Annotated in this window: 17 protein-coding genes; 6 read left to right on the forward strand and 11 right to left on the reverse strand. The window is 32.2% G+C overall.

The window, feature by feature from the left end; all coding sequences use genetic code 11:
• Window positions 1–4 precede the first annotated feature (4 nt).
• On the forward strand, window positions 5–1498 hold the full coding sequence (locus tag ACYX4H_RS09185) for a TrkH family potassium uptake protein (protein ID WP_476235967.1): 1494 nt from the start codon (window positions 5–7) through the stop codon (window positions 1496–1498).
• A gap of 6 nt (window positions 1499–1504) precedes the next feature.
• Here the strand turns inward: ACYX4H_RS09185 and ACYX4H_RS09190 are convergent, their stop codons facing one another.
• From ACYX4H_RS09190 to ACYX4H_RS09220, 7 genes are all read right to left on the reverse strand, one after another.
• Complete coding sequence (locus tag ACYX4H_RS09190; RefSeq protein ID WP_476235968.1) at window positions 1505–2164, reverse strand: response regulator; 660 nt, start codon at window positions 2162–2164, stop codon at window positions 1505–1507.
• A 267-nt stretch (window positions 2165–2431) separates the two neighbouring features.
• Window positions 2432–4237, reverse strand: coding sequence for an alkaline phosphatase (locus ACYX4H_RS09195; protein WP_476235969.1), 1806 nt, complete (start codon window positions 4235–4237; stop codon window positions 2432–2434).
• A gap of 125 nt (window positions 4238–4362) precedes the next feature.
• Window positions 4363–5955, reverse strand: coding sequence for a RagB/SusD family nutrient uptake outer membrane protein (locus ACYX4H_RS09200; protein WP_476235970.1), 1593 nt, complete (start codon window positions 5953–5955; stop codon window positions 4363–4365).
• 28 nt (window positions 5956–5983) lie between these two features.
• On the reverse strand, window positions 5984–9061 hold the full coding sequence (locus tag ACYX4H_RS09205) for a SusC/RagA family TonB-linked outer membrane protein (protein ID WP_476235971.1): 3078 nt from the start codon (window positions 9059–9061) through the stop codon (window positions 5984–5986).
• A 178-nt stretch (window positions 9062–9239) separates the two neighbouring features.
• Window positions 9240–12950 carry a two-component regulator propeller domain-containing protein gene (locus ACYX4H_RS09210; protein WP_476235972.1) on the reverse strand — a complete coding sequence of 1237 codons (3711 nt, stop codon included), beginning with the start codon at window positions 12948–12950 and terminating at the stop codon, window positions 9240–9242.
• Between the two features lie 190 nt (window positions 12951–13140).
• Window positions 13141–14325 (reverse strand): pyridoxal phosphate-dependent aminotransferase, encoded by a 1185-nt coding sequence (locus tag ACYX4H_RS09215; protein WP_475294330.1) that lies wholly within the window; start codon window positions 14323–14325, stop codon window positions 13141–13143.
• A 21-nt stretch (window positions 14326–14346) separates the two neighbouring features.
• On the reverse strand, window positions 14347–15447 hold the full coding sequence (locus ACYX4H_RS09220) for a fatty acid desaturase family protein (protein ID WP_475294329.1): 1101 nt from the start codon (window positions 15445–15447) through the stop codon (window positions 14347–14349).
• Window positions 15448–15672: 225 nt separating this feature from the next.
• Here ACYX4H_RS09220 and rsmG point away from each other — a divergent pair, with 225 nt between their 5' ends.
• A complete protein-coding gene (gene rsmG, locus ACYX4H_RS09225) occupies window positions 15673–16302 on the forward strand; it encodes a 16S rRNA (guanine(527)-N(7))-methyltransferase RsmG (protein ID WP_476235973.1) in 630 nt (209 codons plus the stop codon).
• Here the strand turns inward: rsmG and ACYX4H_RS09230 are convergent.
• The gene (locus ACYX4H_RS09230; RefSeq protein WP_476235975.1) at window positions 16299–17264 is read right to left on the reverse strand and encodes a tetratricopeptide repeat protein; all 966 of its coding nucleotides are present in this window, start codon (window positions 17262–17264) and stop codon (window positions 16299–16301) included. The genes rsmG and ACYX4H_RS09230 overlap by 4 nt on opposite strands.
• A gap of 151 nt (window positions 17265–17415) precedes the next feature.
• Window positions 17416–19041 carry an L-glutamate gamma-semialdehyde dehydrogenase gene (pruA, locus tag ACYX4H_RS09235; RefSeq protein WP_476235976.1) on the reverse strand — a complete coding sequence of 542 codons (1626 nt, stop codon included), beginning with the start codon at window positions 19039–19041 and terminating at the stop codon, window positions 17416–17418.
• Window positions 19042–19191: 150 nt separating this feature from the next.
• On the opposite strand from pruA, the gene ACYX4H_RS09240 reads away from it, so the two are divergent.
• A complete protein-coding gene (locus ACYX4H_RS09240) occupies window positions 19192–19902 on the forward strand; it encodes an NRDE family protein (protein WP_476235977.1) in 711 nt (236 codons plus the stop codon).
• Window positions 19903–20892, forward strand: a complete 990-nt coding sequence (locus ACYX4H_RS09245) for a DUF6695 family protein (protein WP_476235978.1) — start codon at window positions 19903–19905, stop codon at window positions 20890–20892. It abuts the gene before it with no gap.
• A gap of 104 nt (window positions 20893–20996) precedes the next feature.
• Here the strand turns inward: ACYX4H_RS09245 and apaG are convergent, their stop codons facing one another.
• Window positions 20997–21383, reverse strand: coding sequence for a Co2+/Mg2+ efflux protein ApaG (gene apaG / locus ACYX4H_RS09250; RefSeq protein ID WP_476235979.1), 387 nt, complete (start codon window positions 21381–21383; stop codon window positions 20997–20999).
• A gap of 86 nt (window positions 21384–21469) precedes the next feature.
• On the reverse strand, window positions 21470–22720 hold the full coding sequence (locus ACYX4H_RS09255) for a type IX secretion system plug protein (protein WP_476235981.1): 1251 nt from the start codon (window positions 22718–22720) through the stop codon (window positions 21470–21472).
• A 164-nt stretch (window positions 22721–22884) separates the two neighbouring features.
• On the opposite strand from ACYX4H_RS09255, the gene ACYX4H_RS09260 reads away from it, so the two are divergent.
• Both ACYX4H_RS09260 and ACYX4H_RS09265 read left to right on the forward strand, forming a co-directional pair.
• Complete coding sequence (locus tag ACYX4H_RS09260) at window positions 22885–24240, forward strand: Na(+)-translocating NADH-quinone reductase subunit A (RefSeq protein ID WP_476235982.1); 1356 nt, start codon at window positions 22885–22887, stop codon at window positions 24238–24240.
• The gene (locus tag ACYX4H_RS09265) at window positions 24240–25466 is read left to right on the forward strand and encodes an NADH:ubiquinone reductase (Na(+)-transporting) subunit B (protein WP_475294320.1); all 1227 of its coding nucleotides are present in this window, start codon (window positions 24240–24242) and stop codon (window positions 25464–25466) included. Before ACYX4H_RS09260 ends, ACYX4H_RS09265 begins: the two co-directional genes overlap by 1 nt.

Genomic DNA, 25466 nt, shown 5'->3' on the forward strand with positions numbered 1-25466 from the left:
CTTCATGAAACTTAACTACAAAATTATATTTCAATTTTTAGGTTTATCAATGGTGTTTAATGGTGCTTTTATGCTATTATCTGCCTTGGTAAGTTTTATTTATAATGATGGTGTAACCAATCAAATACTTTTAGCAGGTCTATTAACTTCTGTTTTAGGTGGTATTGCAATGCTTGCTACTAGAAAGCATAAAAAAGAAATTAATAAAAGAGATGGTTATGTAGTTGTAACTTTTGGTTGGTTAGTGATGTCTTTTACAGGCGCAATGCCTTATGTTTTTACCCAAAGTATTCCAGATTTTACTAATGCTTTTTTTGAAACCATGAGTGGTTATACAACCACGGGTGCTTCTATTTTAAATGACATTGAAGCAGTGCCAAAAGGCGTGTTATTTTGGCGAAGTTTAACACACTGGATTGGAGGTATGGGCATAATTGTTTTAGCAATAGCTATTTTACCATTGTTAGGTATTGGTGGTATGCAGCTTTTTGCAGCCGAAGCACCTGGGCCTAGTGGAGATAAATTGCACCCTAGAATTACAGATACAGCCAAACGTTTGTGGCTTATTTATTTTGGTTATACTGCCGCCGAAACTATTTTGTTGCAAGTTGCAGGTATGTCTTTTTTTGATGCTATAAACCACGCACTTTGTACACTATCTACAGGAGGTTTTTCAACTAAAAATGCCAGTGTTGCCTATTGGAATGATAAACCAATAATTCAATACATTATTATTGTTTTTATGTTTTTAGCAGGAACCAATTTTGTTTTAAGTTACTTTGCTTTTAAAGGAAAGGTTCAAAAAATAATTCAAGACGAAGAGTTTAAACTTTATTTTAAATTTATAGCTACTTTTACAATAGTTGCTGCACTTTTAATTTATTTTAAAGCCGATGTTAGTAAATCTTCTATAGCACACCCAATGGTTTGGGGTAAAGCCGAAAGTGCTTTTAGGCATTCTCTATTTCAGGTATTAGCCATAGTAACAACTACAGGTTTTGTAACCGCAGACTATACACTATGGACACCCTTTTTGGTGGTGTTTTTCTTCGGGTTAATGTTTTTAGGTGGTTCAGCAGGTAGTACATCGGGTGGTGTAAAAGTAGTGCGTCATTTAATTTTAATTAGAAATGGGTTTTTAGAGTTTAAGCGTACATTGCACCCTAATGCAATAGTGCCTGTGCGTTATAATAATAAAGCTATTAACAGGTTTATTGTATTTAATGTATTAGCATTTTTTATTCTTTATATGCTATCATTTATAATTGGAGGCTTAGTGTTTTCAATGTTTGATATAGATTTTAAATCGGCTATAGGTTTAGCAGCATCTACTTTAGGAAATGTTGGTCCTGCTTTAGGTGAATTTGGGCCGGTTAATAACTACGCAGCATTACCACCTTTAGCTAAATGGTGGGCTTCTTTTTTAATGCTTATAGGCCGTTTAGAACTATTTACAGTACTTATTTTATTCACACCGTTTTTCTGGAGGAATAGATAATTTATATTAAATTAAACCTAATTTTTTAGCGCTTTTTACAAGGTTGAAACCATTGTTAGAGTCTTTGGTGTCTAACAATGTTTTTAGTTTATTTTTTCTAACCTCAATAGCACGCGTTGAAAGTGGGATAAATTTTGTTAAGTCTTTCGTTTTTTCTCCCATTGATAAATGGTAGAGTATTTGCCTATCAAAATCATCAATAATTGAATCATTAAATACAGCTTTACTCACATAGTTTTCAATGGTTTTACTGTAATATGTTTTATTGTTTACAACATTAATAACAGCTTCTTTTAATTCTTTAGATTCAATATCAGATTTTATCATAAAGCCTTCAGGATGTATTTCTTTTATAATGCTAGATATCCTGTTTTGATCTGTTAGAGATGTGAGTATAATTATTTTAGCATTTGGTAGTTTTTCTCTAATTAACAAACTTAAATCTTCACCAGATAAAAAACGTTCGTTTGTTGATATTGGTAATTGTAAGTCTAAAATAAAAAGATCATTTTGCTCTTTTGAAATTTTTGAAACGGCATCATCACAATTTGCCGCAAAAGTAAAACTGAAATTAATTTTGGGTATTTCAGTTAAAATATTTTTGTATGCTTGGGCTATAATTTGATGGTCTTCAATAATTAAAAGCTTAATACTTTGTTCCCTCATTAACTATTAATTTTCTCAGCTCTATTTGAATAAAAGATAAGCAAAAATATAGATTGTTTTACGGTTTTGCATTATCGTAAGAAAAATATGTGGTAAAACCACATAGTATGTACGCTTTTTAATTATTTCTTTGCAAATGGTTGTTTTTATTTATCAATAATTACATTAAACTGCTGTTTTAACAGCAAATAAGAGAGAGAGAAAGCCGCTTTTAGCGGCTTTTTTTTTATAAAACTTTTTAAGAAAGGTATACTATAAAGTTTACAGTTAATTATCATGAATACATTTTAAAATTTTATGAAACACTTCATTGTTTTCATACACACCAGTAAATAGGTGAGATTTTGGCCCGTAAGCAAAAATAGGAACCATGGTACCCGTATGATCATGCGTTGTGAAATCGCCTTCAATGGAATGGTTTTTTAAATTACCTTGCGGAATACTAAATCCTGATGTTTCATGGTCTGCCGTTATTATTACAAGTGTATCATGATGATTATCAGCATATTTTAAAGCTTCAGTTATAGCTCTATCAAAATCTATAGTTTCAGTAACAATGCCGGCAGTGTTGTTGGCATGACCAAATGAATCTATCTTAGCAGCTTCTACCATTAAAAAAAATGGCTGTTGTTTTTTATTAAAAAAGTTCAAACTATTTTTTGTGGTTTCAGATAGTAAGGTGCCTCTTCCATCAGTAATAGAGGGAACGCTACCACCTGTAAAAAACAACCCTATGTGATTACTGTTGGCTGAATTAATGGCTTTTATAGATTTTAGAATTTTAAAATTATTTTTTAAGCCAGAGTTTTTAAAAAACACGCCGCCGCCGCCGGCAAATAGGTTAAGTTTACTTGAAAGTAAATTTGTTGAAATACCATTGATATTTGATCTATCTACTTGGTGAGCGTAAAAAGACGCAGGAGTAGCACCTGTAATTAAATCGGTTGTAATACACCCTGTAAGGTATCCTTTATCGTGTAAAATTTCGGTTATATTTTTAATAGGTTGTCCATTTACATTAGTGCCAATTGCTCTATTATTAGTTTTTTCGCCTGTTGCTAAAGCAGTAGCAGCTGCGGCTGAGTCTGTTGTGAAATCATCAGCCGATTGTGTTTTTATTAAACCAATACTTTTAAGTTGCGTTAAAGATAATGCACCATTATTTGCAAGAACTGCTGAAGAAATTTGAGTTAATCCATTACCATCACCAATTAGTAGAATAATGTTTTTAACCTTTGTATTTTTTTGATCTGAAGCAAATGTAGGTTTATAAACTTCAGAAAATATTTTGTTAGTAAACACTCTGTTTTTTAATGATTTTGTATACTGAACACATTTTGAAGGAACATCTGTGTTTATAATATTAACACCCATATCAATAAATGCTTTCCAAGCTGTTTTAGAATCTGGTGTAGCCCAAAAACGAAATGGTTTTTTAAAGGTTTTGGCTTTGTTTATAACAGATTTTACGCGTTTAAAGTCCTCATGCGTTAATCTGCCTTTGCCATTCCATTGAGATAATTTTTTAAAACCAGTGCTAACCATAGCCACTTTGTTTAGGCTTTCTTTAGATAATGAAATGTCTAATTCTTGATGATCAAAGTAGATGAATTTTGGATATTTAGTGTAGTCTTCCGGCAAAGGTCTATTGCCCGATATTACTATTTTTATTTTAGGATGTTGAATGATTTTTGGATACTTTTTTAGAACTTTTATAAGTTTTTTTAAAGTAGAGTAAGCTTCTGTTTTTACATCAACTAGCAGTATAATATCTTGAAAATTAGCTTTCTTTAAATTAATAACATTTTGTAATGGATTAAGATATAGTACATCTATTGTGTTTTTTAATTCTATTTCTTTTTCCGTATGAGCTACAAAAAGTTTTTTGTTTTTTAAAAAAACATCTACTTCAATTGAATTAGCACCGTTTGAAAAGGCATTCCAAAAAGGAAAATTTTGTAAATAATCGTTATGCGAATGTATTAGTTGTTGGTTATTGTTTTGTGAAGCTATCTTGTTAATTGCTAATACAATTAATAGTATAGTTATAATTGATTTTATATTATTAAACATGTTTATAATATTATGTTTTAATGTAATTGATGGTTAATGTAAGTAGATAAATAAGGGAGTTAAACTTAACTCCCTTATAACTAATTGAAAAAACTAACTATCAATCAAACTCAAAAATGATGTTTTTACCAGCCTTTGTTTTGTGAAATTCCTGATGATTCTAAGGCTGTATTAGGTATTGGCCATACGTGGTTTACGTTTGGATCAAAATTTCTAGCGGGCCAAATAACTTCAGAATTATACGGAGAGTCTGGGTTGGCTCTATCAGTATGAATTCTACCATGTAACGGTTGGGCATAAACGGTTTGAGCATCACCCCAACGCACTAAATCAAAATGTCTGTTAGCAAATTCGCCTGCTAATTCTACGCGCCTTTCGTGTTTTAAATCATCAATAGTAGCATTAGATATTGGCGCTAAACCAGCTCTGTTTCTTACTAAGTTTAGTGGAGCATCACCGTTTTGTCCTTGCATAATTAAGGCTTCGGCTTTTATTAATAATATTTCGGCGTATCTTAGTAACGGAACATTGTATGCTGTTGTTGGGTTATCTCCGTTTGTGTTTACCGTTGTACCAATGGCGCCTGCTTCTCTAAATTCATACATGTATTTATTAAATTGAAAACCAGATAATGAGTTTTCAGATTGGTACCTTCTTGTTTCACCAAAATATTGAAACTCATCACCAAATTTTAAAATAGTTACAGCTCTTCTGGCATCGCCATCTTCAAATTCGTTATATAATTCTTCAGTTGGTTGGAAATAGCCCCAACCGTTGTAAGAACCCCAACCTTTGTTTTCTAACATAACACCAGTTAAAATACTACCGCCATCTGCACTAGAGTTAACAGACCATATATATTCACTGTCCCATTCTTTTACGGCACTGTGTAATAGTCTGTAGTCTTCTGCCGGATTATCTGTGTCAATTAAAGCTCTACCAGAGCCAGAGTTTGTTACAGCATCACAGTACGTTACGGCATCAGCGTATTTAGTGCTGTCATATTGTGCCCAGTATAGGTAGGTTTTAGCAATATATGCTAAAGCGGCATCTTTATGTGCTCTACCTTTATCTGCATCACCATAGGTTGAGAATAGAGGTAATAAATCGGCAGCAGCTTTTAAATCTTCAACTATTTGAGCATAGTTTTCTGTAACACTTGTAGGTCTTTCAAAGCTACCAGCTGGAGCATTCATGTTTTCAACAGTTACAATAGGTACACCACCGTTAGTGCCATTATCTCCATACATATGAGCTACCCAAAAAGCACTAAAACCACGCATAAAGTAGGCTTCTCCTAGAATTCTATTTTTTAAGTCTTCGTTTATATTCATGCTAGGTACATTAGCTAAAATAAAGTTGGCTCTTCTAATAACTTTATAGCAATCTCCATACATGTTTTTGTATGAACCTTCATCACCGTTCATTATAAAGTTTTTAGCATTATCAACATCGGCTCTAATTCTACCAGTAACCATGTCATCAGATACGTTTAAGTACCAAAAGAAGCCACGGCCAAATAGGTTTTGAGCTTGCATTTCATGATATAAACTATTTGAGGCTTGTACAGCGTCTGCTTCAGATTTCCAGAAGTTACCTGTAGATACACCTCCAATTGGTTCTAAATTAGTAAATTCATCTGAACATGAGTTTACGGTTAGCATTATACTAGTTGCTAGCAAAGTGCTTTTGGTTAATTTTATAATTGATTTTATCATTTTTTTAATTTTTGTTTTATAGTTTATACTATAATTTTAAAGATAAACCTGTTGTAAAGGTTCTAGATAATGGGTATCTGGCAACATCTAAACCATAGCCACCTACTTCTGGGTCTATACCGCTATAGTCTGTAATTGTAAATACGTTTTCAGCAGAAACATAAATTCTTAATTGTGAATTTTTAATAAGCTTGTTCATAGCGTTTGCAGGTACATTATAGCCTAATGTTATGTTTTTAAGTCTTAGGTATGACGCATCTTCTAAATACCAACTAGAGTTTGTGCCAAAATTGCTATTGTTGTCTTTGGTAGATACTCTAGGAATGTTGGTGTTTGTGTTAGTACTTGTCCATGCGTTTAACACTCTATTGTCTAGGTTGTAACCTTGAAGTGAAGCATTGTAAGTAGAGTATTTATATGCGTTAAACACTTCAGAGCCACTTACGCCTTGAAAAATCATGTTTAAATCAAACCCTTTATAATCTAGATTTAAACCAATGTTGTAAGTGAAATCTGGCTGATAGCTACCCATTAAAACTCTATCATCTGGTGTTATTTTACCATCATTATTGGTATCTGTAAATTTTAAATCACCAGGTACTGCATTAGGTTGAATTAAATTACCATTTAAGTTATGAGCATTAATTTCGTCTTGGTTTTGGAAAATACCTTCATAAGGTACCAAGTAATATGAAAATGGTTCTTGGCCAACCTGGGTTCTAAAAGGCCTAATTACTTGTCTTGCTGTGGTTTCATCAGTTTGAGGAATATTATAAACTTGTGTGTTGCCATTTAAGCTTACTAATTCATTTTTAAATAAAGAGAAAACGTTAGCATTAATATTAAAGTTAAGATCTCCTATGTTGTTTTTGTAGTTTAGGGCAATTTCAAAACCTGTATTTAAAACTTCGCCACCATTGATTACACCAGAGCTTAAGCCAATGTGTGTATCACCATCATCAGGTAAAAGCATGTCTTTTGTGCGTTTTTCAAAATAGTCTGCAATAACAGTTAAAGAGCTATTAAATAAAGCAAGATCAATACCAATGTTTGTAGACTCTGATGTTTCCCATGTTAAGTTTGGGTTAGATTTAATTCTCTCAAAAACAGATCTGTTTGTTCGGTCTCCGTTACTACCAATAATTTCTAAACCGCTACTTAAAGGAATATCAAAAGAGTAAGACTCTACAGAATTAATGTTTCCTAATTGCCCAAAGGAAGCCCTTAATTTTAAGTCGTTTATTACTTCGCTATTAAAAAAGTTTTCATTTGAAATTCTCCAAGCTAAAGAACCAGAGAAAAACTCATCTTTTTGGTTTGTTTTAAAGAGTCTTGAAGATTCATCTTGCCTATAACTAAAGCTTGCATAGTATTTACTATTGAAATTATACATAGCTCTACCAATAACAGATTTTAAAGCACGCTCAAAGGCGTTTGAAAATGGATTTCTAATAACAGATGCATTTTCTAAAAACTGATTGAATGGAGCTTCGCTACTAAATATTTCACCTCTTTGAGATAGAGATTCATACTTTTGATTTTGTGCAGAGTGTATGGCCGTTAAGTTTACATTATGGTTGCCAAAAGACTTAACGTAGGTTAATTGATTATCCCAAATCCAAGTTCTATTATTAGAGTTACTTTGGTCTAATGCGTTTGTTAGGTTTGTTCTTCCTAATTCTGGTCTTGTGGGTGTAAATGTTTTAGATTTATTATGCGTAGTTGCATAAGAAAAATTAGTTTTAAAGTTTAAACCTTCAATAATTTCATAATTTAAATAAGCATTTGCATTAATGTAAGTTGAAGGTCTAGTTCTTGTTGGGGCTAATAATAAAGCCATTGGGTTATAAACATCACCGTAAGCTCCAGCAAATTGAGCTAAGTTAAAAGGTACAACTCCATGAAAAAGACCGTTTTCATCCTTTACAGGGGCAGCAGAAGGCATGTAAATGGCGTTTATTATAGCTCCAGAATATCCGCTAGAAGTGTTTGTTCCTAATGCTTCGGTTTGAGAGAAATACACATTTTCGCCAATGGTTATTTTATCAGACAAATCAAAATCAGATTTCACTCTAAATGAATAACGTTCAGAACTTGTTCCTTGTAAAACACCTTCAGTAGTATTGTAGCTAAACGATGTTAAATAGTTATAGTTATTACCTGCACCACTAATGTTTGCGTTAACATTTGTTGTAGCTGCAGACCTAAAAATAGCATCTACCCAATTGGTTCTTGTTGTTTGGCCCCATGGGTTTTGGTCTGCATCATGGGCAGATTGTCTTGGGTCACCAGCATTATCTGTGGCTTGGTTATAAACAAACGCTTGTTGCTGTGCATTTAAAGCTGTTGGTAAATTGGTAGCTTTTTTAAATCCGGTGTAGGTGTCTATGTTAATTCTAGGTTTTCCTTTTTTTCCTTTTTTAGTTTGAATTACAATAACACCAGAGCTAGCAAGTGCACCATAAATAGAGGCTGCAGCACCATCTTTTAATACAGAAACAGATTCAATATCATTTGGGTTTATAGCGGGCCCATAGTATGGTACGCCATCAACTACAGTTAATACATTTTCAGAATTTGGATTAACAGAACCAATACCTCTAATAACTACCTTACCGCCACTTGTTGGGTCTCCGCCATTTTGTAAAACAGTAACACCAGGTACATTACCTTGTAAAAAATCGGTTAAATTGTTTACAGGGCGGCTAGCAATACTTTTAATGTTTTCAACTTTAGAAATTGCCGAAGTTAAATCGCCTTTTTTAGAAGAACCATAACCAATTAAAACAACTTCATCTAGAGTGCTAGCTTCTTCTTCTAAAGTAATTTGAATTGTTTGGCTACCATTATAATTAATTTCTTTAGTGGCGTAGCCTAAATAAGAAAATTTTAAAATACCTTTTTCTTGTTTTAAAGATAAGGTGAAGTTGCCATCAAAATCTGTACTTGTACCAGTGTTTGATTGGTTGTTAGCAACAATGGTTACACCAGGAATTGGTATGCCATCTGAAGCAGATTTTACAGTTCCTTTAATAGTTGTTTGAGCATTAGTAAAGGTTACAAAACCTATACTAAACAACAACAAAAAGTAAATTTTATTAATCATGTTTTTAATTTTTTGTTTGTGTTTCAAAACTATTTTAAAGGTGTTATTTTAGGGTGTAAAAATGTTTCGGTAGGGTGTGAAAATGTTTCAATTTTTGTGTTTTAATTTTGAAAAAAACACCACTTTTGTTACAGTAACAATAGGGTAACACTAGAGTAATCTGGCATTAACAGCTTGTTTAATTATTTTGTTTTTTGAATGCTTTAGGGCTAACGTTGTATGTTTTTTTAAATAAACGACTAAAATATTTTGGATCATTATAGCCACACTCAAAACTAACTTCAGATATGTTGAGGTTTTTATTTTTTAATAAATAACAGGCTTTTTCTAAGCGAAGTTTAATTATGATATCTGATGGAGACTGATTTAAATTTTCTTTAAACACTCGGTAACATTTTATTCTAGAAATTTCTAAAATGTTTATTAGTTTTTCAACGTTAAAACTGGTGTCGTGAAGATTGTTTTTTATAATCTGTAAACTTTTTTTAATTAATTTCTCATTAGGTGTATCCAGATCATTTTTATCGGTTAAAATTCTAAAAATTTGTTGTTGTAGCTTATTGTTATTTTTATTGCTTTTTTGATTTATAAAAGCAGATATTTTTTTGTTAATGTAGGTTTTAGTAGCAGGTAATTGAATAACAGTATCTATACCTAATTCAATAGATTGTTCTTGTAAATTATAATCTATAGTTTCAGAAATATATAACTTAGGAATGTTTTGCGAAGCTAAATCCTGTTTCAAGGTATTTAAAAAAGAAACTAATTTGCTGTTAATTGGGGTTTGGTAAAGTATTATGGTGCTAACAATAATATTTTTTGTAACAGCTAATGCGTTAGTTACTTCGTTTTCAAAAATTAAATTATAAGAATTGTTTGAAAGTAACTGGTTTGCAACATCAAAATTATTTTTATTGGTAAAAATAAGTATGTTGTTATCTTTTTCTAAAATAGTTTTAGAGGCTGCATTTAAGTGTTTCCATGATACTGTTTGTATTACTTGTGCATTAGTATCTACCTCAGTAACAGGTATGTTAATATAGTTTTTAAATAAATGCTCTGTGTTATGTGTTATGGTGGCGTTTAAATTTTTTATTAAGTTTTTTGAAGCTTTAAAGTATGGGCTGTAATGCTCAATATTGTACCAGTTATTTCTTAGCGTTTCACTGTTAGATTCTGTAATTATTGTTATGGCATTATTTTTATAACCAATAACTGTATTTAATTGCGTTTCAGCATCAGAGTATTTAATAATATCATGAAATATATACTTTAATAGTAGTTTAAAACGTAAAACATCTAATTCTACCCAAGGAATTTTTGAGTTTATTTCACAATTAAAATTAATGTTGTTTTTTTGAAGTAGAAGCTTTTGCTTTTCTATAAAACTTTCAATTAACGGCTGAATGTTTATTGATGTTCTTTTGGTTGGCCCTAAATCTTTTACGTGGTCTAGATAATGCCACTCAGAAATCAAGTTTATAAGTTTACTACTTTGTTTTAAAATGTTTTCTTTTATTTGAGGTAAGGCTGTTAAGTTTTGTGTGTTTTTTATTATTTCAGAAACCGGCTCTTTGAACTCTGATAATGCAAAACTTTTAAATTTTTCAATTTCAAAAGCTTCACTTTTTAAGTTATTGTGAAGCTTTAAAAGCTTTTCTTTTTGTAAGGATATTTCTTTGTTTTTTTCGTCTAATTTATTGTTTGCTAAAACTAAATGCTTTTTTTGCTGTTCAATTTCATGTGTTCTTAATGCTATTTGTTTTTCTAGTTTTTTGTTACGACGTTTAATATTTCTATGACGATTAAATGAGGTGTAGCCAATAATACCTAAGCATAAAAAAGCAATTAATATGTAAAAAGTAAAAGTATTATAAAACGGTTTATTTATTTTTAAAGTTAAAACTTTAGTTGCTTTAGCGTTTAAATTGCCTTTTTTTATTAGAAATTGATAGTAGCCAAACGGCAAGTTTTGGTATTTAATAGTGCTGTTTTTAAGTTTATGCCATGTACTATCTAGGTTGTTTAATTTATAGTAAATTGGAAAGTTAGAATTACTAGGAAATATTATGGAATTAACAGAAACATTTAAATTATTGTTGTAATAGGGTTTTACAAGGGTGTCACTGTTTACAGGTGAGTTATCAACTAGTATATTAATATTTGGCTCATTTTTATTGAATTTAATGGTATTTGGATGAAAAAAGTTTAAACCTCTAATACCACCAAAATAAATTAAGCCTTTGTTATCTTGGTAATAAGCACCTTCAGAAAACTCTGCAGCTTGCCAGCCTTCCTTAGGGTTGGTGGCATGTACTTTAAACGTGTTTTTATTAATAGCAGCAACACCTTTGGAGGTACTAACCCATATGTAATTAAGGTTATTTACCAAACTGTAAACCATGTGGCTTGGTAGGCCATTTAACTCTGTAATGTTGGTAATTATTCCTTTTTTTTGGTTGTAAACACTTACGCCACCCAAAGAGGCAAACCAGAAATTATTAGTTTTTTCATCAAAGTAAATTGAAAATATACTATTGCCAAGTATGCCATCTTTTGTAGTAATGGTTTTGTAAGTGCCACTTATAGTATTAAAAATAATAACGCCATTATTTTCTGTTGCAATAACTAAATTGTTGTTACTTATTACAACGTTTCTAATATTATAACCAGATAGTGATTTTTGGCTTTTAAAGGTTTCAAATTGTTTTGTTTTAAGGTTGAAATTTGCTAAACCGCCCCAACAAGCAATCCAAATATGGTTATTGTTTTCACAAAAATTATAATGTCTATTGTTAGGAATTTCAGGAATGTTTTCTGCTGTATATAGTGTATAATTATTGTTTGTAATTTTTATGATACCTGCATATGTGCCAACCCAAATAGAACCATCTGATGCTGTAAATAAAGCTCTTATTCTGTGCCAATTAGGGTTTTTTGTGGCTTCTTTTATTTCATATTCTAGGTAACAATTTGTTTTTTTGCTAAACTTATATAGTCCTTTGGTGTAGTAGCCTAACCAAATATTACCGTTATCATCTTTGGTAACAGCTCTAATGGTTTCATTGGGTAAGTGAGGGAACTTTTTAGGATGAAAAGCTACGGTTTTAATGTTTTCTGAATTTGAAAAAGCCATACTTAAGCCACCATCTTTATGCCCCAACCAAACATTTCCAAAAACATCTTTATGTAAAGTATTTATTTCATTACTTTTAAAACTATAGGTTGAATAAATATCACTTACGTAATGGTCAATTTTAGTATTATTAATATTTTCTGGAGTATTAGGTAGAATAAATAAGCCGTTTCTTCTTGTGGCATACCAAATATTACCGTTGTTATCTTTTAGAATATCATTTATAATAACATCAGGATGTTTTTTTAATAGAATTTCTCTAAAAGAAGATAAATTAGTGTTATTGTGTGGTTGTTGCTGAGTTGTTTTAAATGTATCCTTTTCAAAAATATATTTAGAATTGGCTGTTTTAACAATTATATTTTTTTTAGCATCTGTATATATGTTAAGTACAGGATTGGTAAAGGTGAAATTTTGAAAGATGCCATTACCTTTATATCTACCTATTTTATAGTCTTTGGTAAGCAGCCATAAACTATTGTTATTATCTTTAATTAGTTTAATGATGTCGTTACCTGGTAGTGAATTGGCATCATTTTTTTTATGTTTAAAAACAGTAAAGTTTTCACCATTGTAATAATTAAGTCCGTCCCATGTAGCAATCCATAACCCGCCGTTGGCATCATTTTCAATATCGGTTATGGAGTTATTTGATAAACCCGAGCTTGTTTCAAAAGTTTCAAATTTTAGATTTTGAGACCAATGAGATAAACTAAAAATAAGTAATGAGAGCGTGAATACTTTTTGTAACATTTTAATAAAAATAACTAGCAATATTAGCTGTAATTTTTTTTTCAAATGTTACTAATTAATTAACTATAGGTTACTGTTTTGTGGTTTTAAAGGCTTTTTTTAATAGTTGTGTAGGGAAATGTTTATATAAAAAAAGCCACTGTAATTACAGTGGCTTTTTTGATGTGTTTGTGCTAATGTTAGTATAATTTTAGCTAACAGCTTCCTTTATTCTTTTAATAGCTTCTTTTATTTGTTCTTGTGATGCAGCATAAGAAATTCTAATACAATTAGGGTTTCCAAAAGCATCACCAGTAACAGTTGCAACTAAGGCTTCTTCTAATAGGTATAGTGAAAAATCTGTAGCATTGTTAATAGTTTTACCTTTTAGTGTTTTTCCAAAGAAATAAGAAACATCTGGGAACACATAAAAAGCACCATCAGGTGTATTGGTTTTAAAGCCTTCAATATCATTTAATAAATTTAAAATCATATCTCTACGTACATTAAATTCATCAATCATGTATTTTATGCGTGAAGGCGATTCATTTAAAGCAGTAATTACTGCGCGTTGTGCAATACAGTTAGCGCCACTAGTTGTTTGCCCTTGTAATTTATTACATGCTCTTGCGATTTTTTCAGGAGCACCAATAAACCCAATACGCCATCCTGTCATAGCATAAGCTTTAGAAACGCCGTTTACGGTAATTGTTCTATCGTACATTTCATCAAACTCCGCAATACTTGTGTGGCCTTTTCCGTAGTTAATATGTTCGTAAATTTCATCTGAAACCACGTAAATATTTGGGTGTTTAGCTAAAACATCAACCAAAGCTTGCAGCTCTTCTTTACTGTAAACAGAGCCACTTGGGTTACATGGTGAGCTAAACCACATCATTTTGGTATTAGGTGTAATGGCTGCCTCTAGTTGTTCAGCAGTCATTTTAAAATCAGTATCAATAGAAGTTTTTACTTCAACAGGAACACCACCAAAAAGTTTTACAATATCGGCATAACTTACCCAGTATGGGCATGGTAAAATAACTTCATCGCCATCATTTAACATAACGCCAGCTACATTAAATAACGCTTGTTTAGCACCTGTTGAAACTACAACTTGAGAAGGTGTGTACGTTAAATTGTTATCGCGTTTAAATTTTGTTATGATGGCATCTTTTAAATCGGCATAACCATCAACAGGTGTGTATGAGTTGTAGCCTTCGTTAATGGCGTCAATTGCTGCATCTTTAACAAAATCTGGCACTTTAAAATCAGGCTCTCCAAGGCTTAAGCCAATAATGTCTTTGCCTTCGCCTCTTAATTCTCTTGCTTTTGCAGCCATGGCTAAAGTTGCAGAAGTAGCCATGTTTAAAATTCTATCAGATAGTAAGTTCATTCTTTAAGTTAATAGTGGTTGTTAGACTTGTAAAGCTGGTTTTACGCCCATTTCTTTTAAATGTTTAAAATGCGCTATTATGGCTTTACGTGTAGTTTTGTATTCGTTGTATGGTAAATTAAATTCTTTAGCAGTTTCTTTAACTATTTTTGAAATATTAGTGTAATGAATGTGGCTAATATGCGGAAAAATATGGTGTTCAACTTGATGGTTTAAGCCACCTGTAAACCAGTTTACAATACTGTTTTTTGTACTAAAATTAATTGTGGTTTTAAGTTGATGTACTGCCCAAGTGTTTTTCATGGTGCCATCTTTTTCGGGTAAAGGCATTTCGGCATCTTCCATTACATGTGCTAATTGAAAAACAACACTTAAAATTAGGCCAGCTGTATAGTGCATTACAAAGAAACCAATTAAAATTTTCCACCAAGCAATATCTAAAATAAGCATTGGTAAAACTATCCAAACAGATACGTATATTATTTTTGAAATAACAAGTTTACTCCAGTTCCAAACAGGATTTGGGTATTTGCCGTAAGATAATTTACGCTTCATGTAACGTCTCATTTGTTGCCAATCTGTAGTAATGGCCCAATTTATAGTTAGTAAACCGTATAATAAAATAGAGTAGTAGTGCTGAAATTTGTGGTACCATTTCCATTTAGAGTGTTTTGTAAAACGTAAAATTCTACCAGCATCTAAATCTTCATCGTGCCCATGAATATTTGTATACGTGTGGTGTAAAACATTATGTTGCACTTGCCAGTTATAAACGTTACCAGCCAATATGTAAATACTGCTTCCCATTAAACGGTTTATCCATTCTTTGTTAGAAAATGAACCATGGTTACCATCATGCATAACATTCATACCAACACCAGCCATACCAACACCCATAACAATGGTAAGTAAAAAGTTAACCCAATTAGGGAAATTAAGTGTTAAAATTAAAAAGTATGGCGCCAAAAATATTGAAAACATTACAATGGTTTTTACCCAAAGTTTCCAATTACCGGTACGTTTTATGTTATTGTCTTTAAAATAGCTGTTTACACGTTTGTTTAATGTTCTGAAAAATTTTGCAGAGTCTGTTCGTGAAAATGATAGCGTTTGTTTAGTCATAACTGTATTTTTCTTACTAAAAATTAGTTTAGTCTTTGCTTTTCAACGGGCAAAGATAGGCATAAACCTTATGAACTAATAACGATTTAATGTAAAAATATGTACATAAAAAGTATATTTTTGTTGAAAATTTAACAGATTTAAATAAGTGTGATAAAAAATTGAATTTTAAATGAATTCATTAACCTTCTTATTGTATTTATTTTTTTGAAAATGTAAAAATTAATGGAACTAATTTTAAAGTATTTCCCAAATTTAACTGAAGATCAAATAACTAAATTTGAGAAATTAGAGGCTTTATACCAAGATTGGAATTTGAAAATAAACGTGGTTTCTAGAAAAGATATTGATGAATTGTATTTGCGCCATGTTTTACACTCATTGGCCATAGCAAAACTTATAAATTTTAAAGATGGTACAAAAATTATGGATGTTGGTACTGGTGGCGGTTTTCCTGGTGTGCCATTAGCAATTATGTTTCCAAATTGTTCGTTTCATTTAGTAGATAGTATAGCTAAAAAATTAAAAGTAGTTAATGAGGTTGTTGATGGTTTAGGTATTACAAATGTGAAAACTACACATACACGCGTTGAAGAAATTAATGATACTTATGATTTTATTGTGAGTAGAGCCGTAGCAGCAATGCCAACTTTTGTACATTGGACTAAAGGTAAAATTGATAAAAAGCAAAATAACAGTTTAAAAAATGGCATTATTTATTTGAAAGGTGGCGATTTAACCGATGAGCTAAAAGAATATACAACGGCTAAAATTTATAACCTAACAGATTATTACACTGAAGATTTTTTTGAAACCAAGAAATTAGTGCATTTACCTCAAAAGTTTAAGGGTTAATTTTTTGTTGCTTTTTCTAAAGCGGTAATGTTATTTATAAAAAAATAATATTGGTTTTGCTGCCAGTACGTGTTTTCAAAAACTTCAGAAGGTAGTAAATCTTTATTAGGGTTTAGTATGCCTTTAGCTTTGTTAAGGCTTTCGGTAGCTTTTTCAAAATTGTTCATTTTAAAATAGGTTAAAGCCAAACCTAAAAGTGCGTCAAAATCTAAAGAATCTAAGGCTAGAGCATTATTAAAATCATCAACGGCATTTTCGTATTTACCAAGTAATAAAAACGAAGCGCCTCTATAAAAATGAGCAAAGGTATTATTACTATTTAGTCTTATAGATTTAGTTAAATCTCTATTTGCTTTTGCGTAATAGTTTATATCCATGTAAAATACACCACGGTTGTAAAATGTATTGGCATCTGGTGAAATATAAATGGCTAAAGAGTAATCTTCTAATGCTTTTTTAGGTTTGTCTAGCGCTTTGTAGCAAGCAGCTCTAAGCATATATACGTTAGGAAAATTTGGGGCTGCTTTTAAAATTTTATCAAAATCTGCTATGGCGTTTTTGTAATCTTCTAAATCATATTTTACACAAGCTAAACTGTAAAGGGCGTCAATAAAACTAGGGTCTAGTTCATAAGCTTTTTCATAGTCACTTTTGGCTCCAACAAGATCTTTCAGGCTAAACCTTGAGTTACCTCGATTAAAATAACTATCGGCATCAGGTTTGTTTAAAATTATTTTTGAATAATCTACAATAGCACCGCTATAATCGCCAATATCATTTTTAGTAATGGCTCTTAAAAAATAAGCATCTAAATGATTGGGGTCTAGTTTAATAACTTGGTCTAATAAATTTAGCTTTTCATTTAAGTCTGTGGCTCTTGCCGCTTGCCTGTATAGCTTGTTTGCTTGACTAAAAGAAAGCAATGGAACTATGGCGCAAAAGATTAATAGAAATTTTTTCATATGCTTGAAACAGCAAATAATATGCCGTAATTTTTAACCGAAAGATAATTAATTTTGAAAACATAAATGATGTCGTTTTTCAAAAAAAATATTGAAACAAAAAAGCGAGCTTGTTAAAAGCTCGCTTTTCAGTTTTATATAAAAAGAGTTGTTAGCCTAAAAACGGATATCTGTAATCTGTAGGTGTAACAAACGTTTCTTTTATTAGCCTTGGAGATACCCAACGTAATAAGTTTTGTGCGCTTCCTGCTTTGTCATTTGTTCCAGAGGCTCTTGCTCCACCAAATGGTTGTTGGCCAACTACGGCACCTGTTGGTTTATCATTAATATAAAAGTTACCAGCACTGTTTTGTAATAGTTTAGTGGCTTCAACAATTGCGTATCTGTCGGCAGCAAGAATAGCACCAGTTAAGGCGTATTCACTTGTATTATCAACAAGTTTTAAGGTTTCGGTGTAATCATCATCTTCATATACATAAATAGTTACTACAGGGCCAAAAAGCTCTGTACACATGGTTGTATATTTAGGGTTTTTGGTTACAATAACCGTTGGTTCAATAAAATAGCCTTTACTTTTATCGTAATTTCCGCCAGCAATAATTTCGGCATCATCATCGGCCTTAGCTTGGTCTATGTATTTTGCTAATTTATCAAAAGAACCTTCGTGAATAACAGCAGTGATAAAGTTGCTCATGTCTTCAGGTGACCCCATTTTAAACGATTTTAAATCTGCTAATAAATGGTTTTTAACGTCTTCCCAAATACCTTTTGCTACGTAAACTCTAGAAGCGGCGCTACATTTTTGACCTTGGAATTCAAAGGCACCACGAGTAATAGCGGTAGCAACTTGTTTAGCATTAGCTGTTTTGTGGGCAACAATAAAATCTTTTCCACCAGTTTCGCCAACAATTCGTGGGTATGTTTTATAGTTGTGAATGTTTTCTCCAATTTGTTTCCAAAGTTCTTTAAATACAAATGTTGAACCTGTAAAGTGTAACCCTGAAAAATCTGGACTTGCTAAAACGGTATTTGTAATCATTACCGGATCTCCAAACACAACATTAATAACACCGGCAGGAACGCCAGCTTCTTTAAACACATCCATAATTACTTTGGCAGAGTAAATTTGGCTATCGCTTGGTTTCCAAATAACAACGTTACCCATTAAAGCCATACAAGCAGGTAAGTTACCAGCAATAGCAGTAAAGTTAAATGGCGTTACAGCATAGGTGAAACCTTCTAATGGGCGGTATTCTACACGGTTCCAAGCATCACTTGTGCTTTCGGGCTGCTCCATGTAAATATCGCTCATAAATTGAACGTTAAAACGTAAAAAGTCTATTAATTCACAAGCCGAATCAATTTCTGCTTGGTGAATATTTTTAGACTGCGCAATCATTGTGGCAGCGTTAATTTTAGCTCTGTATGGGCCAGCAATAAGTTCGGCAGCTTTTAAAAATATAGCAGCACGTTGTTCCCAAGGTGTATTTGCCCAATTATTTCTTGCCTGTAAAGCTATTTCTATAGCGTCTTCAACATTATTTTGTTCAGCTAAATGATATGTTCCAACAATATGTTTATGATCATGAGGAGGTGATATTTGTCTAGTATTTCCTGTTGTTACATCTTCACCGTTAATATATAGAGGCACATCAACTTTACTGTTAAACATGTCTTTATAAGTTTTTAAAACTGCTTCGCGCTCCGGTGATCCTGGAGCGTAACTTTTTACGGGCTCGTTTACCGCAATTGGCACATTAAAAAAGCCTTTTCCCATGATTTTTTAGTTTTTATTAAAAATATTTCATTGAATTGGTCGCAAATTTAAGAATTATTAAATGATTTAGTTGAATATAGCTTTATAAAATAACGTTAATTTTTATTTATTTTTTGTAAGTTGCCCCTTTGTATTTAGACTACAATTTGCATGTGTACAGTTACCCTTATTCCTACTAGTAATACTAATTTTATTTTAACCTCTAATAGAGACGAAGCTCCTAACAGAACATCTTTAGCTCCAGAGTTTTACAGTTTTGATGGTGTGAAAACATTATTTCCAAAAGATGAACAATCTGGCGGAACATGGGTTGGTGCAAGCCAAAAGAACAGAGTAGTTTGTGTTTTGAATGGGGCATTGAAACCCCACCAAAGAAAACCGCAATACCGAAAGAGTAGAGGTTTAGTGGCTAAAGATTTTATGATTGCTGATGATATAGTAAACACCATTGAAAATTATAATTTAATAGACATTGAACCATTTACAATTGTTATAGCCGATTGGAATACAGGTTTGACATTTTTTGAATTAATTTGGGACGGTAACCAAAAGCATTTTAATAAATTACCATTAGTGCCTAAAATATGGTCTTCATCTACATTATATAATGATGTTATGAAACAAGAACGCCATACGTGGTTTGATAATTTTACAAAAACACATGCTTTAACTGCCGATAATTTGTTGGAGTTTCATAATGAAGCAGGTAAAAACAAGCCAAATTATGGTGTTGTAATGGATAGAGGGTTTGTTAAAACCACCAGTATTACTCAAATAGAAAAGCAGGACTCTATGTTGCATATGGCTTATGAAAACCTTCAAGATAAAACAGTAGCAAACCAAATATTTAATTTACCTTAAATGAGTAACACAGGTATAATTTTAACATTGGCTTACCCGGAAACTATTGTAATGGTGGCAGATGAGTGGTATTCGCCATTTTTAAAATATTTGGGAATTGGTAAAAAAAATTATTTACGAGCAGGACACGCTGCGTTGGTTTTAATTAATAAAGAAACAGGTGTTTTAGAATACCATGATTTTGGACGATACATTACTTCTGAACCTAACGGAAGAGTTAGAGGTGCAGATACCGATAATGAACTTCACTTTCCTGTAAATGCCATTATTAAAAATGACGAAATAAAAAACCTTAATGAAATTTTAAAATTTTTAGCAACTCACCCAAAGTTAACGCATGGCGATGGCAAATTAGTAGCCTCGGTTTGTAATGCTGTTAATTATGAAAAGGCTAGAGCACATATTAGCCAAATGCAAAACAAACAATTTATAAGGTATGCCGCATTTATTAAAAATGCTTGTAATTGCGCACGTTTTGTTACCGATAGTTTAATTGCTGGCGTTACCAATTTGCGAATTAAAAAAACGCTACAAAAATCTAAATGGTTTACACCAAGCACTGTTGGAAATGTGTTATTGGCAGATACAGAGAATTACCCTTATGAAGTGTCTGAAAATGGTGTAATTTCAAAGTTTACAGGTTCGCAAAAAAGTGAAAATTTACGTTGTTTTTTAGATAAACTTAAAAATCATGAGGTGAATTTAGTAGGAACTTTACAGCCCAAACCAGTTGATGTTACCTATGAAAATGCACAATGGTTATCTGGTATTGCTGCTGGGGCATGGTTTGAATTGCATGAAACTGAAAATTTTTCAGAATTTAAATTCAGACGAATTTCTCCTTACGGAAATATTGATTGTGATGCTATTTTTAAGGTTGAAAATAGTGCTTTTAATTTTAGTGAAGGTTATAAGTTTGTGCATTATTCTAATTGTAAATTTTTTCATGTTGAACAACGTGGTGTTGTTTACAGGTTTGATAGAATTTAAATGTTTGCTGCGTTTGCGTTAGGGATTGAGGCGGCATCCTTTTTGAGGCACGAGAAAAGATATAGCTGAAAGCCCGACCCGATAGGGAAACGCCCAAAAAAAAATTAATTTATGGCAAACGGTGCGCTTAATTTAAATGTGGGGATTTCTACTGTAAATTTTTGTGTAGTTGTGAAGTTTACCATGGTGTAATGGCCATACATGGCACCAAATGGCGATGTTAAAAGGCATCCTGATGTGTAGGTGTGAGATTCACCTGGTTTTAAAACGGGTTTTTGGCCTATAACGCCTTCGCCATCAACTACTTCGGTGTTGTTTAAGGCGTCTAGTATTTGCCAGTGGCGCCATTGTAGTTGTACAGAGTCTTTGCTTTGGTTTTCAATGGTAATTTTATAACCAAAAGCATACTGTATTTTGTAGTTTCTGAAATAAGAGCCTTCAAAAGTAGTTTCAACCGAAATTTTTATGCCTTTTGTTACTTGTTGTACCATATTAAGTGCTTGTAAACAATGTGTTTATACTGCAAAAATAGTGATTTTTTAAATGATGTTTAAAAAAAGTGGTTAAAATGCGTGTTTTAGTTACTAATGTTTATTGAGCTTGTTTCGCCTAAACCTATTATTTTATCGTAACGAGCACCTAAATCTCTGTAGTAAACTAACACTTTATAGTTGTTTTCTGTTTGGTAGAAGTTGCCACTTATGGCGCCTTCGTTTACCATATCATTTTGTAATGTTACAAATTTATAGTTGTAAAAACCTTGTTTTAAAAGTATACTAGCGGTGTAAATGCCTTTGCTTTCATTAAAAACCATTTTGTTGGTTTGGTTTAATGCGTAGTTGTTATAATTACCGTATACAAAAACGGTTGTATTGGTATTGAATGATGGGTTTGGTTTTAATGAGAAATGTACCCAAACGTAATCTGATTCTATACTAACATCTCCATTATTTACATTGGTTATAAGGTATGTGCCGTTAATATCTGGGTTGTAAGTATAGGGTGTTTTACTACGTTGAATATTTGTGTATAAATAATTGTGATATAATGTTTGTAAATCTATGCTTTGTACACCCGTGCTAGCGGCTCTAGCATCTTTGTTTTCAAAATAAAAATACTCATTACCGCCCCAAAAACTAGCTTCGATGTCATATTTGTAAATTAATTGATTGCCAACTGTGTACTGTGGTTTTAGGTTGTTAATGGCAGTATTTAAGTTGTTGTTTTGTACTATTAGTGTTTTTACGGTTTGTGTTGGGTTGTTTAGTTGTAAACTTTTGGAGTCAATTATAATTTCAACACGTTGCTTTTGGTTTATAAATTTAATATCTCTTGAGCGTTTTATGCTAAGGCCAACGTTGGCTTTGTTTTCATAAATCATAAATTTTCTTGAAAACACAAGTTCATCATAACTGTTGTAAATACCCATTATATAATTACCAGATTTTTTTAAGCCTCTTGTAAATTGATTGGGTATTGTTAGTTTGTAGTTGGAAAATATTTGAAGGGTGTTGTATGAGTTTTCGTAATTACGTATGCGTTGGTTATCAAAACCGTTTAAATATTCAGATTTTGCTAAAACTGAAGGTGTCCAATCAAAATTACAGTGTTGTATTTTGTAGTAGTAATCATCTTCATTGCCATTTAAAACATCAAACTCAAGTATAAGCGGCGTTCCTAATTTTATAATAGGTAGCTGTGTTTCGGGTGTGCTGCTTTTAAAATTTATGGTTTTAATGTATTCGGGTGGATTTACTTCAGTAATTTGACCAGAGACCGATAATGTAAAGGTTAAAAAAATAAATAAGAAACTAAACTTTGTTAACATATAGCGTTGTTTTGGGTAAATATAAACAAAATTAATGCCTAAGTGATTTTAGCTATTTAGAATTAGTATAAATAATATAACGTTAACTAAATTAAATTAAGAAATGTGTTATTAATTTGTACTTTTGCCTCGATTTTTAGACAACTAATTTCAATAAAAAAAATATGTCAAACGACATTCGTATTAAAAAAGGTCTAGACATAAAACTAAAAGGTGCTGCTGTAAAAACTCTAGATACAGCAATTGTAAGCAATTTTAGCACTATTAGACCTGAGGACTTCCACGGCGTTATACCAAAATTGATATTAAAAGTTGGATCTAAAGTAAAGGCAGGTGAAGCTGTTTTTTATGATAAATCTAACGAAAATGTAAAATTTGCTTCTCCTGTTTCTGGTGAAATAGTTGAGATTGTTCGTGGTGAAAAGAGAAAAATTTTAGCAATTAAAATTCAGGCAGACAAAACGCAAGAATACCAAGATTTTGGTAAGTTTGATGTTGATGCTGCAAAAGCAGAAGATGTGAAAACACATTTATTAGCTGCAGGTTGCTGGCCATTTGTAAAGCAACGTCCTTATGACGTTATTGCAAAACCAGAAAAAACACCAAAAGCTATTTTTATTTCTGCCTATGCAAGTGCTCCTTTGGCTGCAGATTTAGATTTTACATTGCAAGGAAAAGAAGCTGAGTTACAAGCTGCAATTACTGCACTTGGAAAACTTACCGATGGAAAGGTTCATATTTCCGTAGGTAAAAATTCTAACTCTCCGCTAGCTTCTGTTTCTGGAGCAACAATTCACAAGGTTTCAGGGCCGCATCCATCAGGGAATGTTGGTACGCAAATAAATAAAATAGATCCCATAAACAAAGGTGAAGTAGTGTGGACGGTAAGTGCACAAGACCTTGTTATTATAGGTGAATTATTATTAACAGGTAAATTTAATGCAGAACGCATTGTAGCCATGGCAGGTTCATCAGTTGAATCACCAAGATATTTTAAAACTAAAATAGGAAGCGAAATATCTACAATGGTTTATGATAAAGGCATTGCTAAAAATGCTAATGTGCGTATTATTTCTGGAAATGTACTTTCTGGTAAAGAAGTGAAACCAGACGGCGAACTTGGTTATTACAATAACGTAATTACAGTGATTCCAGAAGGTGATGATTATGAATTTTTTGGTTGGAATAAGCCAGTTTTCAATAAAGTGTCAACTTCAAGAGCTTTAACATTTTCTTGGTTAAACCCTAAAAAAGAATACTATTTAGATACAAATACTAACGGTGAGCACAGAGCATTTGTGGTTACTGGTGGTTATGAAGAAGTATTTCCTTTAGATATTTATCCGCTACAAACCTTAAAAGCTTGTATGTATAAAGATTTAGATGAAATGGAAGCTTTAGGTATGTACGAAGTAGCTCCTGAAGATTTTGCGCTAACAGAATTTGTTTGTGTTTCTAAACAACCACATCAAAAAATAATTAGAGAAGGATTAGACTTAATGCTTAAAGAGATAGGATAATGGGTTTAAAACAAAATTTACATAATTTTAAAGAGAAGAATAAAGATAAAAAGTGGCTTCCAGGATTTAATGCCCTTTTTACCTTCTTATACATGCCAAATGAAACCACGCACAATGGTACACATATAAAAGCGGCAGATGATTTAAAACGTACCATGAACACAGTAATTATTGCATTAATACCGTGTTTAATATTTGGTATGTTTAATGCAGGTTACCAACACTACTTAGCGCAAGGTTTAATAGAATCTGCAAACGGATTTTTAGGAGCCTCTTTCTGGACTTGGGATAACCTAGTTATTGGTCTGTGGCAAGTGTTACCACTTGTTGTAGTGTCTTATGGAGTTGGTCTTGCTGTAGAATTTATTTTTGCAATTATTAAAGGGCATGAGGTTGAAGAAGGTTACCTAGTAACAGGTATGTTAGTGCCATTAATTGTTCCTGTTGATATTCCACTTTGGATGTTAGCTGTAGCAGTAATTTTTGGTGTAGTAATTGGTAAAGAGGTGTTTGGTGGTACAGGTATGAACATACTTAACCCAGCACTAACAATACGTGCATTTTTATTCTTTGCATACCCAACATGGATGTCTGGAGATAAAGTATGGGTACACGGTGCGGTAGAGCGTGCAGAAGAAATTGCTGGCGGAGCTAATTTAGATGCCATTTCTGGTGAGACTTTATTAGGCGCATATGCACAAAATAGCTCTTTAGCTGGTATTGATTATTGGGATATGTTTTGGGGCCTAATACCCGGCTCGGTAGGTGAGACTTCAAAATTTCTAATTATCATAGGCGCTTTGTTTTTAATTTTCACCAAAATAGGTAGTTGGAGAATTATGTTAAGCACCGTGGTTGGGGCTTTAGTAATGGGCTTAATTTTTAATGGCGTTGTAGATGCAGGTTGGATTGGTGAATCTAGTAAGTTTTATGGCTTAATGAGTGTACCTTTCTGGCAACATTTAATTATAGGTAGTATTTTATTTGGTGCGGTTTATATGGCAACAGATCCTGTTACTGCTGCACAAACCAATAAAGGAAAATGGATTTACGGGTTTTTAATTGGTTTCATTTCAATAATGATTCGTGTATTTAACCCGGCCTACCCTGAAGGTGTATTTTTAGCTATTCTATTAATGAACGTATTTGCACCAACAATAGATCATTACGTGGTACAAGGAAACGTTAAGAAAAGAATGAAACGTTTAAAAGTAAAAACAGCTTAA

Source organism: Seonamhaeicola sp. ABD4_340 (genome assembly GCF_056312135.1).

What these genes read in the sequence shown, in the direction of transcription:
- ACYX4H_RS09185 (WP_476235967.1), top strand. Translation starts at nt 5, where the DNA reads ATGAAACTTAACTACAAAATTATATTTCAATTTTTAGGTTTATCAATG.
- ACYX4H_RS09190 (WP_476235968.1), bottom strand. Translation starts at nt 2,164, where the DNA reads ATGAGGGAACAAAGTATTAAGCTTTTAATTATTGAAGACCATCAAATT.
- ACYX4H_RS09195 (WP_476235969.1), bottom strand. Translation starts at nt 4,237, where the DNA reads ATGTTTAATAATATAAAATCAATTATAACTATACTATTAATTGTATTA.
- ACYX4H_RS09200 (WP_476235970.1), bottom strand. Translation starts at nt 5,955, where the DNA reads ATGATAAAATCAATTATAAAATTAACCAAAAGCACTTTGCTAGCAACT.
- ACYX4H_RS09205 (WP_476235971.1), bottom strand. Translation starts at nt 9,061, where the DNA reads ATGATTAATAAAATTTACTTTTTGTTGTTGTTTAGTATAGGTTTTGTA.
- ACYX4H_RS09210 (WP_476235972.1), bottom strand. Translation starts at nt 12,950, where the DNA reads ATGTTACAAAAAGTATTCACGCTCTCATTACTTATTTTTAGTTTATCT.
- ACYX4H_RS09215 (WP_475294330.1), bottom strand. Translation starts at nt 14,325, where the DNA reads ATGAACTTACTATCTGATAGAATTTTAAACATGGCTACTTCTGCAACT.
- ACYX4H_RS09220 (WP_475294329.1), bottom strand. Translation starts at nt 15,447, where the DNA reads ATGACTAAACAAACGCTATCATTTTCACGAACAGACTCTGCAAAATTT.
- rsmG (WP_476235973.1), top strand. Translation starts at nt 15,673, where the DNA reads ATGGAACTAATTTTAAAGTATTTCCCAAATTTAACTGAAGATCAAATA.
- ACYX4H_RS09230 (WP_476235975.1), bottom strand. Translation starts at nt 17,264, where the DNA reads ATGAAAAAATTTCTATTAATCTTTTGCGCCATAGTTCCATTGCTTTCT.
- pruA (WP_476235976.1), bottom strand. Translation starts at nt 19,041, where the DNA reads ATGGGAAAAGGCTTTTTTAATGTGCCAATTGCGGTAAACGAGCCCGTA.
- ACYX4H_RS09240 (WP_476235977.1), top strand. Translation starts at nt 19,192, where the DNA reads ATGTGTACAGTTACCCTTATTCCTACTAGTAATACTAATTTTATTTTA.
- ACYX4H_RS09245 (WP_476235978.1), top strand. Translation starts at nt 19,903, where the DNA reads ATGAGTAACACAGGTATAATTTTAACATTGGCTTACCCGGAAACTATT.
- apaG (WP_476235979.1), bottom strand. Translation starts at nt 21,383, where the DNA reads ATGGTACAACAAGTAACAAAAGGCATAAAAATTTCGGTTGAAACTACT.
- ACYX4H_RS09255 (WP_476235981.1), bottom strand. Translation starts at nt 22,720, where the DNA reads ATGTTAACAAAGTTTAGTTTCTTATTTATTTTTTTAACCTTTACATTA.
- ACYX4H_RS09260 (WP_476235982.1), top strand. Translation starts at nt 22,885, where the DNA reads ATGTCAAACGACATTCGTATTAAAAAAGGTCTAGACATAAAACTAAAA.
- ACYX4H_RS09265 (WP_475294320.1), top strand. Translation starts at nt 24,240, where the DNA reads ATGGGTTTAAAACAAAATTTACATAATTTTAAAGAGAAGAATAAAGAT.